Annotated in this window: 14 protein-coding genes; 8 read left to right on the forward strand and 6 right to left on the reverse strand. The window is 66.9% G+C overall.

Translation table 11 applies throughout. From position 1 onward, the window contains the following. Positions 1-87 precede the first annotated feature (87 nt). Both TEF_00505 and TEF_00510 read left to right on the forward strand, forming a co-directional pair. Positions 88-1,626 (forward strand): long-chain fatty acid--CoA ligase, encoded by a 1,539-nt coding sequence (locus TEF_00505; protein ID ANK79435.1) that lies wholly within the window; start codon positions 88-90, stop codon positions 1,624-1,626. Positions 1,627-1,762: 136 nt separating this feature from the next. Continuing rightward, positions 1,763-3,304 carry a long-chain fatty acid--CoA ligase gene (locus TEF_00510; protein ID ANK83190.1) on the forward strand — a complete coding sequence of 514 codons (1,542 nt, stop codon included), beginning with the start codon at positions 1,763-1,765 and terminating at the stop codon, positions 3,302-3,304. A 54-nt stretch (positions 3,305-3,358) separates the two neighbouring features. Here the strand turns inward: TEF_00510 and TEF_00515 are convergent, their stop codons facing one another. The 6 genes from TEF_00515 to TEF_00540 form a co-directional block, all read right to left on the reverse strand. Next, positions 3,359-4,612, reverse strand: a complete 1,254-nt coding sequence (locus TEF_00515) for a peptidase M24 (GenBank protein ID ANK79436.1) — start codon at positions 4,610-4,612, stop codon at positions 3,359-3,361. Between the two features lie 62 nt (positions 4,613-4,674). Continuing rightward, complete coding sequence (locus TEF_00520; GenBank protein ID ANK79437.1) at positions 4,675-5,055, reverse strand: two-component system response regulator; 381 nt, start codon at positions 5,053-5,055, stop codon at positions 4,675-4,677. Continuing rightward, positions 5,048-7,345: a hypothetical protein gene (locus TEF_00525; GenBank protein ANK79438.1), complete on the reverse strand. Its 2,298-nt coding sequence runs from the start codon at positions 7,343-7,345 to the stop codon at positions 5,048-5,050. Before TEF_00525 ends, TEF_00520 begins: the two co-directional genes overlap by 8 nt. 62 nt (positions 7,346-7,407) lie before the next feature. Beyond that, entirely contained in the window at positions 7,408-7,692 is a 285-nt protein-coding gene (locus tag TEF_00530) for a hypothetical protein (protein ID ANK79439.1), read from the reverse strand. Positions 7,693-8,085: 393 nt separating this feature from the next. Continuing rightward, positions 8,086-8,991, reverse strand: coding sequence for a 3-hydroxyacyl-CoA dehydrogenase (locus tag TEF_00535; protein ANK83191.1), 906 nt, complete (start codon positions 8,989-8,991; stop codon positions 8,086-8,088). Positions 8,992-9,059: 68 nt separating this feature from the next. Then, entirely contained in the window at positions 9,060-10,112 is a 1,053-nt protein-coding gene (locus tag TEF_00540) for a hypothetical protein (GenBank protein ID ANK79440.1), read from the reverse strand. A 264-nt stretch (positions 10,113-10,376) separates the two neighbouring features. On the opposite strand from TEF_00540, the gene livG reads away from it, so the two are divergent. From livG to TEF_00570, 6 genes are all read left to right on the forward strand, one after another. Then, a complete protein-coding gene (livG, locus tag TEF_00545) occupies positions 10,377-11,147 on the forward strand; it encodes a high-affinity branched-chain amino acid ABC transporter ATP-binding protein LivG (protein ANK79441.1) in 771 nt (256 codons plus the stop codon). Next, a complete protein-coding gene (locus TEF_00550) occupies positions 11,144-11,857 on the forward strand; it encodes an ABC transporter ATP-binding protein (GenBank protein ID ANK79442.1) in 714 nt (237 codons plus the stop codon). Before livG ends, TEF_00550 begins: the two co-directional genes overlap by 4 nt. A 13-nt stretch (positions 11,858-11,870) precedes the next feature. Beyond that, positions 11,871-12,746, forward strand: a complete 876-nt coding sequence (locus TEF_00555; GenBank protein ANK79443.1) for an ABC transporter permease — start codon at positions 11,871-11,873, stop codon at positions 12,744-12,746. Between the two features lie 85 nt (positions 12,747-12,831). Then, the gene (locus TEF_00560) at positions 12,832-13,848 is read left to right on the forward strand and encodes a hypothetical protein (protein ANK83192.1); all 1,017 of its coding nucleotides are present in this window, start codon (positions 12,832-12,834) and stop codon (positions 13,846-13,848) included. A 92-nt stretch (positions 13,849-13,940) separates the two neighbouring features. After that, a complete protein-coding gene (locus tag TEF_00565; GenBank protein ANK79444.1) occupies positions 13,941-15,161 on the forward strand; it encodes a branched-chain amino acid ABC transporter substrate-binding protein in 1,221 nt (406 codons plus the stop codon). 132 nt (positions 15,162-15,293) lie between these two features. Next, on the forward strand, positions 15,294-16,019 hold the full coding sequence (locus tag TEF_00570) for a hypothetical protein (GenBank protein ANK79445.1): 726 nt from the start codon (positions 15,294-15,296) through the stop codon (positions 16,017-16,019). The last annotated feature ends 2 nt before the right edge of the window (positions 16,020-16,021 follow it).

The raw sequence follows: 16,021 nt of genomic DNA on the forward strand, positions 1-16,021 counted from the left end.
GCCGGCGATTCGTCCGCGCCCACTTCACAGCATCGGGACCGGCCAGTAAAGATGAACGGCAGGAAGCGGTTTCTGGGGAGGGGCGGCATGGAAGAAGCTCTCTTACTGTCGGGCGAACGGCGCATGACGCGCGAGGAACTCAACGCCAATGTGGCGCGCGCGGCCGGCGGTTTCGAGAGCCTGGGGGTCGGCGAGGACGATTCCGTCTGTCTGATGCTGCGCAACGACTTTCCCTTCTTCGAGGCGTCCATGGGCGCGACCCTGGCCGGGGCCTATGCCGTGCCCATCAACTGGCACAACACCGCCGACGAGACACGCTATATTCTGGAGGACTGCGACGCCCGCGCCCTGGTGATCCACGCCGACCTCCTGCCCCGGGTTGCGCACGCCGTGCCGGAAACCTGCCGCGTCTTCGTCGTGGCGACGCCGCCGGAGATCGCCGCCGCCTACGGCCTGGCGCCCGACAGCCTCGCCGTGCCGGCGGACCGCACCGACTGGGCCGCGTGGCTGGCCGGACAGCCGCCCTTCACCCGGGAACCGGCGACCCAGCGCACCAACATGATCTACACCTCCGGCACCACCGGAAACCCGAAGGGCGTCCGCCGCGATCCGGCCGATCTGGAAACCCAGGCGCGGATGAACCAGCTGTTCGAGATCGTCTTCGGTCTCAGGAACGACCCCTCGATCCGCACCGTGATCACCGGGCCGATGTATCATTCCGCGCCCAACGCCTACGGCCTCTGGTCGGCGAAGCTGGCGGGGCTCGTGATCCTGCAGCCCCGTTTCGACGCCGAGGAGCTGCTGGCACTGATCGAGGAACACCGGATTACCCACGTCCACATGGTGCCGACCATGTTCGTGCGCCTGCTGAAACTGCCCGAGACGGTCCGCTCGAAATACGACCTGTCCTCGCTGGAGTTCGTGGTTCACGCCGCCGCCCCCTGTCCGCCGGACGTGAAGCGCCGGATGATCGAGTGGTGGGGGCCGGTGATCAATGAATACTACGGCGGCACGGAGACGGGCGCGGTGTTCTTCCACACCGCCGAGGAGGCGCTGAAGAAGCCCGGCACCGTCGGCCGCGCCCTGCCCTGGGCGGATGTCCGCATCGTCGACGACGGCCTGAAGGAGCTGCCGCCGGGCGAGATCGGCGAGGTCTACATGCGGCTGATGGGCTGGCCCGACTTCACCTACAACAAGAACGACGCCAAGCGCGCCGAGGTCGGCCTGGAGCATCTGGTGAGCTGCGGCGACGTGGGCTTTCTGGACGAGGACGGCTACCTGTTCCTCTGCGATCGCAAGCGCGACATGGTCATCTCCGGCGGCGTCAACATCTACCCCGCCGAGATCGAGAACACCCTGATCGGCATGCCCGGCGTCAAGGACTGCGCCGTCTTCGGCATCCCCGACGACGAGTATGGCGAGAGCCTGGCCGCCCATGTCCAGCTCGAACCCGGCGGCCCGGTGAGCGAGGCCGACATCCGCGGCTGGCTCTCGGCGCGGCTGGCGAAGTTCAAGGTGCCGAAGCGGATCGTCTTCGAGGCCGAGCTGCCGCGGCAGGACTCGGGCAAGATCTTCAAGCGCAAGCTCCGCGAACCCTATTGGGAGGACGCGGGCCGCCAGATCTGAGAGGATTTCCATGTGTCATCCCCGATGGCGCCCGCGCCACTCGGGGATCGTTTCGAAACGGGCGCTCCGGCTGTGGAAGCCGATCCCCGCGCACCGCGGTGCGGCGGCGGGGATGACGAAGAAGGACAAGCAAGGCATGAACCCAGAACCGGGCGTGATCATCAGCGGCGACCGGCAACGGGCGCAGGAGGCCCGGGCGGCCAACGCGGCCCGCATGGCCAGGGCGCTCCACGACAGCGGCGTCCGCGCCGACGACTGCGTGGCGATCTACCTGCGCAACGACTTCCCCTTCTTCGAGACCTCTGCCGCCTGCACCCTGATCGGGGCCTACGCCACGCCGATCAACTGGCACTACACCGCCGAAGAAGCCGGTTACATCCTGCGCGACTGCGACGCGAAGGTGGTGGTGATCCATTCCGACCTGCTGGCGAACATCCGCACCGCCATCCCCGAGGGCGTCACCGTCGTCGCCGTGCCGACGCCGCCGGAGATCGCCGCCGCCTATGGCGTGAGCCCGCCCGCCAGCCTGCCCCAGGGCGTCGTCGCCTATGACGACTTCATCGCCGGCCTGGAGCCCTGGACCGATCCGCCGCCGGCCAGCCGGGGCACGATGATCTACACCTCCGGCACCACGGGCCACCCGAAGGGTGTCCGCCGCGACCCGCTGGACGAGGACGCCCAGGCCCGTCAGGCCGAGCAGATCTTCGAGGGCTTCGGCATCCCCGCCGACTGTTCGGCCGTCCGCACGGTGATGACCGGGCCGATGTACCATTCCGCGCCCAACGCCTACGGTCTCGCCGCCGCGCGCAATGGCGCCTTCATCTACCTGCAGGCGCGCTTCGACGCCGAGGATCTGCTGCGGATCGTCCAGGACTACCGCATCACCCACATGCACGTGGTGCCGACCATGTTCGTGCGGTTGCTGAGGCTGCCCGAGGAAGTGCGGGCGAAATACGACGTCTCCAGCCTGGTTCACGTCATCCACGGCGCCGCGCCCTGCCCGCCCGAGGCCAAGCGGCGCATGATCGAGTGGTGGGGGCCGGTGATCTACGAATATTACGGCTCGACCGAGAACGGCCTCGTCACCGTCGTGACCTCGAAGATGGCGACCGAAAAGCCGGGCACCGTCGGCAAGCCGATCTCCAGCAACCACATCCGCATACTGGACGACGATCACAACGATCTGCCGCCCGGCGAGATCGGCGAGGTCTACATCTGGCGGCCCAACCGCACCGACTTCACCTACAACAAGCGCGACGACGCCCGCCGGGAGATCGACGTCGAGGGCTTCCTGACCAATGGCGACATGGGCTGGCTGGACGAGGACGGCTGCCTGTTCCTGGCCGACCGCAAGAACGACATGGTCATTTCTGGCGGCGTGAACATCTATCCGGCGGAGATCGAGAAGGCGCTGGTCGGCATGCCGGGCGTCAAGGACTGCGCCGTCTTCGGCATTCCCGACGCCGAGTTCGGCGAGGCGCTGGCGGCACATGTGGAGCGGGCCGATCCGTCGGTCGGCGAGGACGCGGTGAAACGCTACCTGGCCCAGCATGTCGCCCGCTACAAGATCCCGCGCACCATCGTCTTCGCCGACAGCCTGCCGCGCGAGGATTCCGGCAAGATCTTCAAGCGCAAGCTCCGCGAGCCCTACTGGGAAGGCATGCCGCGCAGGATCTAGGGAGGGCCTCGGGTGCATGGTTTCTGGCGGTTCAATCGAACAGCGAAGACCGTCCTAGAGCAGCGCCTCCTCGAAGGGGAAGCGGCTGAGCAATTCGGTGCCGGTTTCGGTGACCAGAAGCTGCTGCTCCAGCTTGACGCCCTCACCGCCCGCGGCCTCGCCGATGAAGCTCTCGACGCAGAGCGTCATGCCGGGTTCGATCACGCCGTCATAGCCGGCGTCGGGGAAATCGGCGCGGTGGTAGAGATAGGGGTACTCCCCGGTCATGCCGCAGCCGTGCGCCGACAGGTAATAGCGGTGAGCGTGATAGCGCTCGGGAATGTCCCAGGCCCGCTCGGCGTAGTCGCGGAAGCTCATTCCGGGGCGGATGATGGACATGTTGTGCTGCACCTGCTCCAGCGCCGTGCGGTAGAGGGTCCGCTGAGTCCCGCTCGGCCGGTCCGGTCCGGCGTGGAAGGTGCGTGAGAAGTCCGAATAGTAGCCGTGGCAGCCGACCACGTCGGCGTCCAGCGCGATCAGTTCGTTCGCGCCGATGACCTTGGTCCCGGCTTCCTGAAACCAGGGATTGGTCCGCTCGCCGGAGTTCAGCAGCCGGGTCTCGCAATAGTCGGCGTTGCGCGCGATCACACCGCGCTGCAGCACAGACCAGAGTTCGTTTTCGGTGATACCGGGGCGGATGGCTTCCCGCATCTCCGCCATCGCCGCCTCCGTGGCGCGCAGCGAGGCGACGACGCATTTGACCTCCTCGGCCGACTTGATCGCCCGCGCCCGCTCCACCGGCGCCTGGGCGTCAACGAGGCGGAGCCCCTCGGTCGCCAGCGCCAGGGCCGTGCCGGCGTTGAGCCGCTCCAGCCCCACGACCGGGTCCGGGCCGCAGAGCTCGCGCAGCAGGGCCGCCATCTCCGCCGCCCAGCGCCGCTCCCGCGCGGCGATGTCCTCGCCCGCGGCGACATAGCTGGCCGTCATCGCCGGGCGCACCTCGTCGACGGTGTCGTAGCCTTCCGCGAGGTGCGCGGCGCCGGTGAACTCGAACAGGATCGACCGGTCCGCCGTGAGCACCAGATAGCGCGAGGGTGCGTTGCGGGAGGTGAAGACCTGCATGTTCCGCGTACCGGTGGCGTAGCGGATGTTGACGGAATCGGAGAGGATCAGGGCCTGGATGTCCCGCCGCGCCATCTCGGCGCGCACCCGGCCCAGCCTGTAGCGGCGGACGGCGGCAAGGTCGATGCCGGCGCTTTCCGGCGCCAGATCGAGCAGCTTCAGATCGGGATGGACGGCGCGGTCGCGGTGCCAGTCGAGTTCAGCCATGGGCTGAGCTTGGGCCAGCGGGCCGCGCGGCGTCCAGTCAGATCGCGACCCCGGGACGTCGCTCAGGCGGCGGCGGGGTTCGCGGCCAGACAGGCCTCGATCTTGCGCAGCAGGCGCGGCATGTCGACGGGCTTGGTGTCGAAGTCGCTGCAGCCGACCTGCACGCTGCGCTCCCGGTCGCTGGCCAGCGCATGGGCGGTCAGCGCGATCACCGGAATGCCGGCGGTCTTCGGGTTGGCCTTGATACGGCGGGTCGCCTCCCAGCCGTCCATCTCGCCCAGGGCGATATCCATCAGGATCAGGTCGGGCAGTTCCTGCTCCGCCGCGGCGACGCCGCTCGGGCCGTCGATGGCGAACACCACCGAATAGCCGCGGCGTTCCAGCCGCCGGCCCAGCATGTCGCGGTTCATCTCGTTGTCTTCGACCAGCAGGATGTCAGCCATTCGCGGCCTCCCTGAGCGGTGCGCCGTCCGGTTCCAGGATGGACAGCGCGGTGTTCGAGATGTACTCGCCGGACTCGTCGGCGTCGACGGCGAGGGCGAAATCGGGCAGGGCGAGCCGGTCGTCGGCGTCGTAGGCGGCGCCGAGCAGCGCCAGCAGCGACAGGCCGTCGAAGTCCGCCAGGGCGGCCGCGAAGGCGTCGAAGGCGGGGTTCGGGGCCGCGCTGTCGACGATCACCAGCGCGGGCCGCGCCTGCTGGGCGCGGGTCAGCGCGATGCCGAAATCGGGCACGGCGACGACGTTCCAGCCCTGGCTGCGCAGCAGCCCTGCGGCCTCGCGGCCGGCGTCGCCGTCATCGTCGACCAGCAGCACATAGTCGCGGCGCGGCGCGTCATTGGCGCGGCCGACGGCCTCCAGCAGCGCCTCGCGGTCGACCGGTTTCACAAGATAGTCGGCGGCCCCCAGTTCGAAGCCCTGCCGCCGGTCGTCGACGATGGTCTGCACGATGACCGGGATGTCGCGCGTGGCAGCGTCGGTGCCGAGCTGTTCCAGCAGCCGCCAGCCGTCGGTCGCGGGCGCGGCGACATCGAGCACGATCACGTCGGGCCGGGCCTCGCCCGCCAGCTGGCGCGCCTCGCGGGCATCGCCGCAGATGAGAACCCTGTAGTTCTCCTTCTTCAGGATGCGTTCCATCAGTTCGAGCGCCGGGGGGTCGTGGTCGATGATCAGGACACTGTCGCCCGTCTCGCCGGTTTCGTCGGCGATGGCCCGGTGTTCGGAGACGGCGCGGATGCTGGTGGTTTCCAGCGCGATGTCGCGGCGATCGGCATCGCTGGCGACCGACTGGCCGGCGGGCTGGTTGGCGGGCAGGACGATGGTGAACACCGTGCCCTCGCCCAGCACGCTTTCGACGGTGATGTCGCCGCCCATCAGGCGGCAGAGCTTCTGGCTGAGCGACAGGCCGAGGCCGGTGCCGCCGAAGCGCGACGAGATCGAAGGCGCGGCCTGGCTGAAATTCTTGAACAGGTGGTCGATCTGTTCCTGCGCGATGCCGATGCCGGTGTCGGTGACGGCGATACGGAACCAGTCGCGGCCGGCCACATTCTCCCGCCGGGCGGTCAGGGTCACGCGTCCGTTCTGGGTGAACTTGGCCGCGTTCGAAAGCAGGTTGAGCAGGGCCTGGCGCAGCTTGGTGACATCGCACTCCAGCGTGCCCAGCTCGCGCTCGCGCTCCACCACCAGTTCGTTGGCGTTCTTGGCGACGAGCTGACGGCAGGTAGCGGCGACTTCGTCGATGAAATCGCCGAGTTCGACCTCCTCGGTGTAGAGCTCCATCTTGCCGGCCTCGATCTTGGAGAGATCGAGCACCTCGGTGACCAGCGCCAGCAGATGCTTGCCGGCGGCGTTGATCTTCTTCAGGTCGGCGGAATCCTCGCCGCGGCCATCGATCTCCGCGTCTTCCAGCAGCATCTCGGAATAGCCGATGACGGCGTTCAGCGGCGTGCGCAGCTCGTGGCTCATCTTGGCCAGGAACTCGGACTTGGCGCCATTGGCGCGCTCGGCGTCGTCCTTGGCCTCGACCAGCTGGGACATGGTCGCGCGGTGACGCTGGATCTCCGCCAGCAGCTCCGACTGCGAGTCGACCACATTGGCGTAGTAGACCGCCATCATGGAGACGTAGATCATGGCGCAGATGGTCGAGACGATGCCGACCGGCACCAGGTTCTCCGCCGCCATGTGCACGGGGAAGCCGCCGCCGAACAGGTAGACGGCGTAGAACGCCGCCAGGCCGGAGCCCGTCATGCCGAAGACGAAATAGCGCGTGGTGTAGCTGGAGCCGAGATAGAAGAAGGCCAGCAGCGGTACGATCAGCAGCCAGACCAGGAAGGGCGAGCTGACGCCGCCATAATGGTAGGAGCCCCACAGGATCGCGAACACCAGATCCAGAACCGAAACCAGCGCCAGGACCGTATAGGCCTTCTGCGGATCGAAGAAGCGGAAGCACAGCTTCAGCGCCCAGGGAAAGGCCCAGAACAGCGAGATCGAGGCGGCCAGGATCCAGACATGCGGCGACGGCGCGGGGTCGAGCAGCAGCAGCACTGCCGTGATGGTGTGGCCCAGCAGCGGGCCCAGCGTGTGGCTGATCATGAACATCCGCATGCGCTGCGCGATGGGCCGGTCGGCCAGCACGGATTCCGGAATGAAGGAATCGATGAAGCGGTAGAGCGGCGATTTCTTCGGCGCGGCCTGCATGTCGGCTCTCTCGGCGGTTTCACTCATCTCCGACGACATGCTGATACCCGCCGCTTAAGTTACGGTTAACCGCGAGGCAGAATTTGGGGGCAGGGGAAGTTTCAGGCGCAGCTGGAACGGCGCGGTTCGCCGAGAAAGGCGCCCGTGATGACGCGCTCGAAGAGCTGCACCGACTGGTTGCCCGCCGGATCGACGAAGCGCAGGCCGATCTCCCGGACGGAACGCCAGACGATCTCGGCGGTGATGCGGATGCCGTCGACCATGAACTCGATCACGTCCGCCGAAAGCGCCATGGGATGGTCGATCGTCACCCGTGCGCCGGACAGACTGATGTCGCGCAACCGGCAGGTGACGGACACGCCGCCTTCGGTGATGGCGGCGAGCATCGAGCGTACGAGTTCGATCCGGCTGTGCCGGCGACGGTCGGAGTATTTCGTTTCGATCCGTTGCACTTGCTTCCCACCCCGATGGTTTCGGATTACCTCTGGGGCGGTCCTAGCAATCCCCGTTCCAGAAAACGCGACGGTCGTCACATTCGATATCGGAGGGGGGAGCGGTGGCGGGAGGGGCATCGTCGAAGCAGCCGGAAGCCGCGGCTTCCGGGCAACGGGGCGGGACGGGAAAGGGATCGCTGCCGATCCATTGTGTGACCCGGAAACCGCACGGTCATGCAGAACGCGAGGCCGGCGAGGCGCCGCCGGGCCGCCGGACCGGGCAAAAGCGTCCGGCCCGGCAGGAAATTCACCGCGGGCCGGCGGACCGGCCCGCGGCGTCCGTCGTCAGACCGGATCCCAGGAGAACACGTCGGCGGAGCGTTCGAGCTCGAAGAACGACTTCTCCAGCGCCGGCATGCCGTGCTCGGCGATGGTCTCCGGCGTCCAGCCTTCGGCGCGGTGGGCCGAGCGGATCGGCCGCGGCTGGCTGAACAGGAAGATCTCGTTGGCGCGCACGCCGAAGATCTGGCCCGTGACATGGGCCGCGGCGTCGGAGGCGAGATAGACCGCCAGCGGCGCCTGCTGCGCCGGGGTCATGCGCTTGATCTTCTCCAGCCGCGCCTGCTGCTCGGGCGTGTCCGAAGGGATGGTGCCGATCATCCGCGACCAGGCGAAGGGCGAGATGCAGTTGGAGCGCACGCCGAAGCGCTGCATGTCCAGGGCGATCGACTTCGACAGGCCGACGATGCCCAGCTTGGCCGCGGCGTAGTTGGCCTGGCCGAAATTGCCGATCAGGCCCGAGGTCGAGGTGAAGTGGATCATCGACCCGGAGCCCTGCTCGCGGAAATAGGGCGCGACCGAGCGGGCGACGTTGAAGGAGCCCTTCAGATGGACCTGGATGACCATGTCCCAGTCGGGCTCGTTCATCTTGTGGAAGATGACGTCGCGCAGGATGCCGGCATTGTTGACGATGCAGTCCACCTGGCCGAAGGCGTCGACGGCAGTCTTGATCATGTCCTCGGTGTCGCGGCGTTCGGCGACCGAGCCGAAATGCGGGATGGCCTTGCCGCCGGCATCCTCGATCGCGGCCACGATGTCGCGCGCCGGCTTCTCGTCGCCGCCGTCGCCCGAAACCGAACCGCCCAGATCGTTGACCACCACCCTGGCGCCGTGCGCAGCCATCAGTTTGGCGATCTCGCCGCCGATGGCGCCGCCGCCGCCGGTGACGACGCAGACCTTGCCGTCCAGCATCTTCGCTTCGCTCATTGTCTTCTCTCTCCCCGGATTGGTCGTGAATGATGTCTCGCGGGCGCCGCGCGTCAGGGCGTCAGCACCACGCGGCCGACGATCTTGCCATGGCGCAGATCCTCCAGCGTTTCCCAGGCCGCATCGAGCGGGCGGGTCTTCACCGGCATCGGCGGCACCTTGCCGGCGCGCACCAGTTCCATCATGTCGCTCATCTCCTGCAGGCTGCCCACATAGGAGCCGCGCACGGTGATGCCCTTCAGCGGGAACAGCGGCACCGGCACGGTCATGGCGCCGCCGAACAGGCCGATGATCACCAGCACGCCGTTCTGGCCGAGCGCGTTGATGCCGAACAGCGCCGACTTGTCCGAGCCGACGAAGTCCACCGCGCCGCTCAGCCCGCCATTGGTCAGCTTCATGACCTCCTTGCGGGTTTCCTTGGCGCCGGAATTGAAGACGTAGTCCGCGCCCGCCCGGGTCGCCGCCTCCAGCTTGGCGTCGTCGATGTCGAAGACCACGGTCTTGGCGCCGATCGCCGCCTTGGCCAGCATCAGCCCGGCCATGCCGACGCCGCCGGCGCCGATCAGGCCGATATAGCCACTGCGCTCGGCGGCTTCCTTCGCCTTCATCAGCGCGCCGTAGGCGGTGATGCCGGAGCAGGCGTAGGTGCCGGCAAGCTCGGTCGGAATGCCGTCATAGGCGAACAGGAACTTCTCGTCCGGGATCTTCACATGGGTGGAGTAGCCGCCGTCCACGTGGACGCCCAGATTGCGCGGCCGGGCGCAGCTCTGGTCCTCGCCCGAATTGCACTTCGGGCAATCGCCGCAGCCGATCCAGGGATAGACGATGCGCTTGTCGCCGGGCTTCGCGCCGGTGACGCCGGGGCCCGTGGCGACGACCTCGCCCACGATCTCGTGGCCGAGGGTGAAGGGCAGTTCCCGGGCGCGGGTGACGTCGGCCTTGTTGCCGCCGCCCATGTCGAAATAGCCCTCGTGCAGATGGATGTCGGAGTGGCAGACGCCGCACGCCTCGATCCTGACGACGACCTCCTTGCCCTGCGGCGTCGGGTCTTCGTAGCTGAACGCCTTCAGCGGCGCGCCGTATTCGTCGAACTGCATGCTGCGCATTTGGGTCTTCCTCCCCTCCTTGACCGGTCTTCGGCGGAATCGGCTGGAGCTTATGTCGCCCGTCCGGCGGCCACAACCGCCAGCGTCATGCATTGTCGTGGAAGCGTCATGAACGCTTGACCGCGCCAAGCACCCTGCTAATAAGGTCCGTTCAGGAAGGCTTCCTCCCGCAAGTATCAAAAGATACCGGGAGACGACATCAGGGGGAGGGCTGCGCGTGCGCCAGATCATGCCGCGACGCGTTGGCGCATCCGAAGGGATGCGATGACCGCGGACATTCTCGAAGTTGACGACGTCCACGTCCGGTTCGGCGGCATCGTCGCGCTCGACGGCGTGTCGTTCACCATGCCGAAAGGCAAGATCGTCGGTCTGATCGGCCCGAACGGGGCCGGCAAGACGACGCTGTTCAACTGTCTCAGCCGGCTCTACGTCCCCACCGAGGGCGACATCCGGTTCAAGGGCAAGACCATCCTGGACAGCCCGCCGCACCACATTGCCGATATCGGCATCGGGCGCACCTTCCAGAACCTAGCGCTGTTCTCCTCCATGACGGTGCTGGAGAACGTCATGGTCGGCGGCCACTCCACGACGAAGAGCGACTTCTTCTCCAACGCGCTGCGCCTGCCGGCGCGCGGTCGCGAGGAGAAGGAACTGCGCGACCGCTCGGGCGCCCTGATCGAGTATCTCGGCCTCGGCGACGTCGCCCACAGCATCGTGGCCGGCCTGCCTTTCGGCACCCAGAAGCGGGTCGAGCTGGCCCGCGCCCTGGCTTCCAGCCCCGAGCTGCTGCTGATGGACGAGCCGGCGGGCGGCCTCAACCATGTCGAGCTCGACGCGCTCGGGGCCCTCATCCAGCAGATCCGCGACGACCGCGGCATCACCGTGCTGCTGGTGGAGCATCACATGGGCCTGGTCATGAGCATCTCCGACAAGGTGGTGGCAATCGATTTCGGCCGGAAGATTTCCGAGGGCACGCCTGAAGAGGTGCAGAACGACCCGGAAGTCATCCGCGCCTATCTTGGGACGGGCGAGTGATGGCGATACTCGAGGTACAGGGCCTGAAGGCCTATTACGGACAGATCGAGGCGCTGCACGGCCTCGACTTCCATCTGGAAGAAGGCGAGATCACGGCGATGCTGGGCGCCAACGGCGCCGGCAAGACCACCAGTCTGCGCGCGATCTGCGGCATGGTGCGGACCCAGGGCAAGATCGTCGTCCAGGGCGAGTCGGTGGTCGGCAAGAGCACCGAGTCCATCGTCTCCAGACACAAGATCGCCCATGTCCCGGAAGGACGCGGCACCTTCGTGCGCGTGTCGACCGAGGAGAATCTCCGGCTCGGCGCCTTCACCCGGCGCGACAGGGAGATCGAGCAGGATTACGAGCGCGTCTATCACTACTTCCCGCGCCTCAAGGAGCGCCGCAACCAGCAGGCGGGCACGCTCTCGGGCGGCGAGCAGCAGATGCTGGCCATCGGACGCGCGCTGATGCTGCGGCCGAAGATCATGCTGCTCGACGAGCCTTCCTTCGGCCTAGCGCCGATCATCACCGAGGAGCTGTTCGGCATCCTCGAGAAGATCAACAAGGAAGAGAATGTCAGCATGCTGGTGGTCGAGCAGAACGCCAATCTGGCGCTCGCCATCTCCCGGCGGGCCTACCTGCTCGAGACGGGCACCATCGCGATGACGGGCCCGGCGGACGAAATCATGAACGACGAGCAGGTACGCAAGTCGTACCTGGGTTACTGAGGGAAGGCGGCAGATGGACCTCTTCATCGAGCAGACGCTGAGCGGCCTGGCGAGCGGCGCGATTTACGCCTGTCTGGCGCTGGCCGTGGTCATGATCTACCAGGCCATCGACCACTTCAACTTCGCCCAGGGCGAGATGGCGATGTTCTCGACCTACATCGCATGGTGGTTGATCGCCGTCGCCGGCCTGCCCTTCGTGGCGGCCTTCTTCGCCTGTATCGTCATATCGCTGGTCGGCGGCTTCATGGTGGAGCGCATCGTCTTCGCACCCATCGCGGATGCGCCGGTGCTCAGCCACATCATCGTGTTCATCGCCCTGTTCTCCATCTTCAACTCGATGGCGGGCTTCCTGTTCGACTTCACACCGAAGAAGTTCCCGACGCCGTTCGGCCACGAGCAACTGATCGATGGCGTGCCGCTCAGCGCACACCGCGCCGGCATGGTGGGGGTGACGCTGATCATGCTCGGCGTGATCTACGCCTTCTTCCGCTACACCCCGGTCGGCCTGGCCATGCGGGCGGCGGCGGCAGCTCCGGACTCGGCCCGGCTGGTCGGCATCAACGTGCGCTTCATGCTCTCGCTGGGCTGGGGCCTGGCGGCGGCGATCGGCGCCGTGGCCGGCATGCTGATCGCGCCCATCACATTCCTGACGCCCGACATGATGCTGGGCACGCTGCTCTACGGCTTCGCCGGCGCGGTGGTCGGCGGCCTGACCAGCCCCTTCGGCGCGGTCGTCGGCGGCTTCCTGGTCGGGGTGCTGGAGAACTGGATGGGCACCTTCGTGGTGGGCAGCCAGCTCAAGCTGACCGTGGCGCTGGTGCTGATCATCGTGGTGCTTCTGTTCAAGCCTGCCGGCCTGTTCGGCCGCGTCGTCGTGAAGAGGGTCTGAGACCATGACGAGCACAACCGAATACGCCGGAACCCAGCCGGCCTTCCTGCGCGAGAACCCGAAGGACCGGATCACCGTCTTCGGCATGCGCCTGCCCCTGGTGGAGCGGTCGCTGCTCTGGTTCGGTCTGGCCGTGGTGGTCGTGCTGCCGATCTTCTACGACGGCTACACGATCTACGAGTTCGGCAAGATCCTGATGTACGCGCTCGCGGTGCTGGGCCTGAACATCCTGACCGGTTTCAACGGGCAGTTCTCGCTGGGCCACAGCGCCTTCTTCGCTGTCGGCGCCTACACCACGGCGATCCTGATGGAACAGCTCGGGATGCCCTACTGGATGACGATCCCGTTTGCCGCCGCCGTCAGCTTCACCGCCGGGTTCCTCTTCGGCCTGCCGGCGCTGCGCCTGGAGGGGCTGTTCCTGGCGCTGGCGACCTTCGCGCTGGCCATCGCGACGCCGCAGATCCTGAAATACGACGGCATCAGCCACCTGACCGGCGGCGTGCAGGGCATCGTCCTCAATACGCCCTACCCGCCCGCCTGGGTGGATTCCATCGCCGTCGCTGTCAGCGGCGAGGCGTTATCGGTCGACCGGTGGAAGTACATCTTCACCGCCATCGTCGTCGTGATCATGTTCGTGCTGGCGCAGAACCTGATCCGCTCCCGCACCGGCCGCGCGTTCATCGCCATCCGCGACAACCCGCTGTCGGCGAAGACCATGGGCATCAACAACGCCATCTTCAAATCGGCGTGTTTCGGCGTCAGCGCCATGTACACCGGCGTCGCCGGCTCGCTGTTCGCGATCATGGACGAGTACCTGGCGCCGGAGAGCTTCACCTTCGCGGAGGCCATCAAATTCCTGGTCGGCGGCGTGGTCGGCGGCATCGCCAGCCTGTTCGGGGCCGTGTTCGGCGGGGCGTTCGTGCTCTACGTGCCGAACTTCTCCGACACCATCGCGCGGCTGCTGGAGAACTGGATCGCCAATCCGCAGGGCCTTTCATGGACGGTCTACGGCCTGTTCCTGATCTTCGCGGTCTACGTCATGCCGATGGGCATGACAGGTCTCATTCAGATTCTGGTGCGCAAGATCGGCGTCCGGCGTTAGACTTCCCGCGTTCGAGCCACAACCCGGCCGGCGGCGGGCGCGCCGAGCCGGGGCCGCAAGGTCAACGCCCGAGTGATGCAGAGGAGAAGCTCATGAAACTCTCTACCCAGAGCCTGATTGCTGCGGCGGCTCTCGCCGTCGTGGCGGTCGGTGCGGCCGAGGCGCGCAACGCCCCGGGCGTGACCGACAGCGAAATCAAGATCGGCAACACCAACCCGTATTCCGGCCCCGCGGCCGCCTACGGCTCCATCGGCAAGACCATCGGCGCCTGCTTCGACAAGGTGAACGCCGAGGGCGGCATCAACGGCCGCAAGATCAACTTCATCTCGGTCGACGACGGCTACAGCCCGCCGCGCACCGTGGAACAGACCCGCAAGCTGGTCGAGCGCGAGAACGTGGCCGTGATGTACCAGGGCCTCGGCACGCCGACCAACTCGGCGGTGCACACCTACCTGAACAAGAAGAAGGTGCCGCAGCTCTTCGTCGCCACCGGCGCCACCAAGTGGGGCCAGCCGAAGGAGTTCCCGTGGACCATGGGCTGGCAGCCGAACTACCAGTCCGAAGGCGTGGTCTACGCGCGCTACATCATGCAGACCCTCGACGACCCGAAGGTCGCGATCCTCTACCAGAACGACGACTATGGTAAGGACTACGTCCACGGCATGGAGATCGGTCTGGGCGACAAGGCGGACGAGATCATCGTCGCCCGCGAGTCCTATGAGGTCACCGACCCGACCATCGAGTCCCAGGTCGTGAACCTGGCCAACTCCGGCGCCAACGTGTTCTACAACGTGACGACGCCGAAGTTCGCCGCGCAGGCGATCACCAAGGTCGCCGAGCTGGACTGGAACCCGCTGCAGCTGCTCAATTCGGTTTCCAACTCGATCGGTTCGGTCGTTTCCAAGGCCGGCTTCGAGAAGGGCCAGGGCATGATCTCGGCCGCCTATCTGATGGACCCGACCGATCCGGAATGGAACGACCATCCGGAGAAGCAGACCTGGGAAGCCTTCATGGACGAGTACTTCCCTGACGGCGACAAGACCGACGCCTTCACGTCCTATGGCTGGTCGGTCTGCAACACCATGGTGCAGACGCTGAAGCAGGCCGGCGACGACCTGAGCCGCGAGAACATCATGGCCCAGGCCGCGAACCTGAAGGACTACCGCGCGCCGATGCTGCTTCCGGGCATCACCATCAACACCGGCCCGAACGATTTCTATCCGATCGAGCAGTGGCAGCTGATGAAGTTCGAGGGCGAGCAGTGGCACCGCTTCGGCGAGATCCTCGACGGCGCCGTGGGCTCCGGTTCCTGACCGAAGTCTGAGGACACCGTCCCGGAAAACGGGGCCGCCGGTTCGCCGGCGGCCCTTTTTTCGTTCCCGGCCCGACCGCCCGGAGTGCTATGGCTGGCGGGCCGGACCCTGCACACCGCCGACGGATCGCCCATGTCCGAACAACGCCAGACCATCGCCGTCGACCGCGCCGTCTTCGACGCCACCGCCGGCGCCTACGACCAGGGCCGCAAGCGCCTTGTCCCCGCCTTCGACGACTTCTACGCCGCCGCGCTGGCGCAGCTTCGCCGCGACCCCGCCGAAGAGCTTCATATCGTCGATCTGGGCGCAGGCACGGGGCTGTTCACCGACATGGCCGCGCGGCGCTTTCCCAATGCGCGCTTCACGCTGATCGACATTTCCGCCGAGATGCTGGACCGGGCCAGGCAGCGGCTCGGCCCGGGCGACCGCTTCAGCTTCGTCCATGCCGACCTCGCCCGCTGCCCCGTACCCAGCCCGGCCGATGCGGTGATCTCGGCGCTGGCGATCCATCATCTGCCCGACCCGGACAAGTATGCGCTCTACCGCCGCGCCTTCATGGCGATGAAGCCGAAGGGCGTCTTCGTCAATGCCGAGCAGGTCGCCGGCGCCAACGAGACCCTGCACCGGCGCTATCACTGGGCCTGGATGGCCGACATCCGGGCGCTGGGCGCGCAGCCCGAGGAGATCGAACAGGCCCTGACCCGCATGCAGGAGGACCGCCCGACACCGCTCGAGACCCAGCTCGGCTGGCTGGAGAAGATCGGCTACGTCAATATCGACTGCGTCTGGAAGCGCGGCATGTTCGCGGTCTTCGCCGGCGAGCTGCCCGAGCGCCCGCGCAAGATCCCGCCGACCTGAGC

The organism is Rhizobiales bacterium NRL2 (assembly GCA_001664005.1).
Classification (GTDB): Bacteria; Pseudomonadota; Alphaproteobacteria; order Minwuiales; family Minwuiaceae; genus Minwuia.

Coding starts and splice junctions, on each gene's coding strand:
- TEF_00505 (ANK79435.1), top strand. CDS start 88: ATGGAAGAAGCTCTCTTACTGTCGGGCGAACGGCGCATGACGCGCGAG.
- TEF_00510 (ANK83190.1), top strand. CDS start 1,763: ATGAACCCAGAACCGGGCGTGATCATCAGCGGCGACCGGCAACGGGCG.
- TEF_00515 (ANK79436.1), bottom strand. CDS start 4,612: ATGGCTGAACTCGACTGGCACCGCGACCGCGCCGTCCATCCCGATCTG.
- TEF_00520 (ANK79437.1), bottom strand. CDS start 5,055: ATGGCTGACATCCTGCTGGTCGAAGACAACGAGATGAACCGCGACATG.
- TEF_00525 (ANK79438.1), bottom strand. CDS start 7,345: ATGTCGTCGGAGATGAGTGAAACCGCCGAGAGAGCCGACATGCAGGCC.
- TEF_00530 (ANK79439.1), bottom strand. CDS start 7,692: ATGCTCGCCGCCATCACCGAAGGCGGCGTGTCCGTCACCTGCCGGTTG.
- TEF_00535 (ANK83191.1), bottom strand. CDS start 8,991: ATGCTGGACGGCAAGGTCTGCGTCGTCACCGGCGGCGGCGGCGCCATC.
- TEF_00540 (ANK79440.1), bottom strand. CDS start 10,112: ATGCGCAGCATGCAGTTCGACGAATACGGCGCGCCGCTGAAGGCGTTC.
- livG (ANK79441.1), top strand. CDS start 10,377: ATGACCGCGGACATTCTCGAAGTTGACGACGTCCACGTCCGGTTCGGC.
- TEF_00555 (ANK79443.1), top strand. CDS start 11,871: ATGGACCTCTTCATCGAGCAGACGCTGAGCGGCCTGGCGAGCGGCGCG.
- TEF_00560 (ANK83192.1), top strand. CDS start 12,832: ATGCGCCTGCCCCTGGTGGAGCGGTCGCTGCTCTGGTTCGGTCTGGCC.
- TEF_00565 (ANK79444.1), top strand. CDS start 13,941: ATGAAACTCTCTACCCAGAGCCTGATTGCTGCGGCGGCTCTCGCCGTC.
- TEF_00570 (ANK79445.1), top strand. CDS start 15,294: ATGTCCGAACAACGCCAGACCATCGCCGTCGACCGCGCCGTCTTCGAC.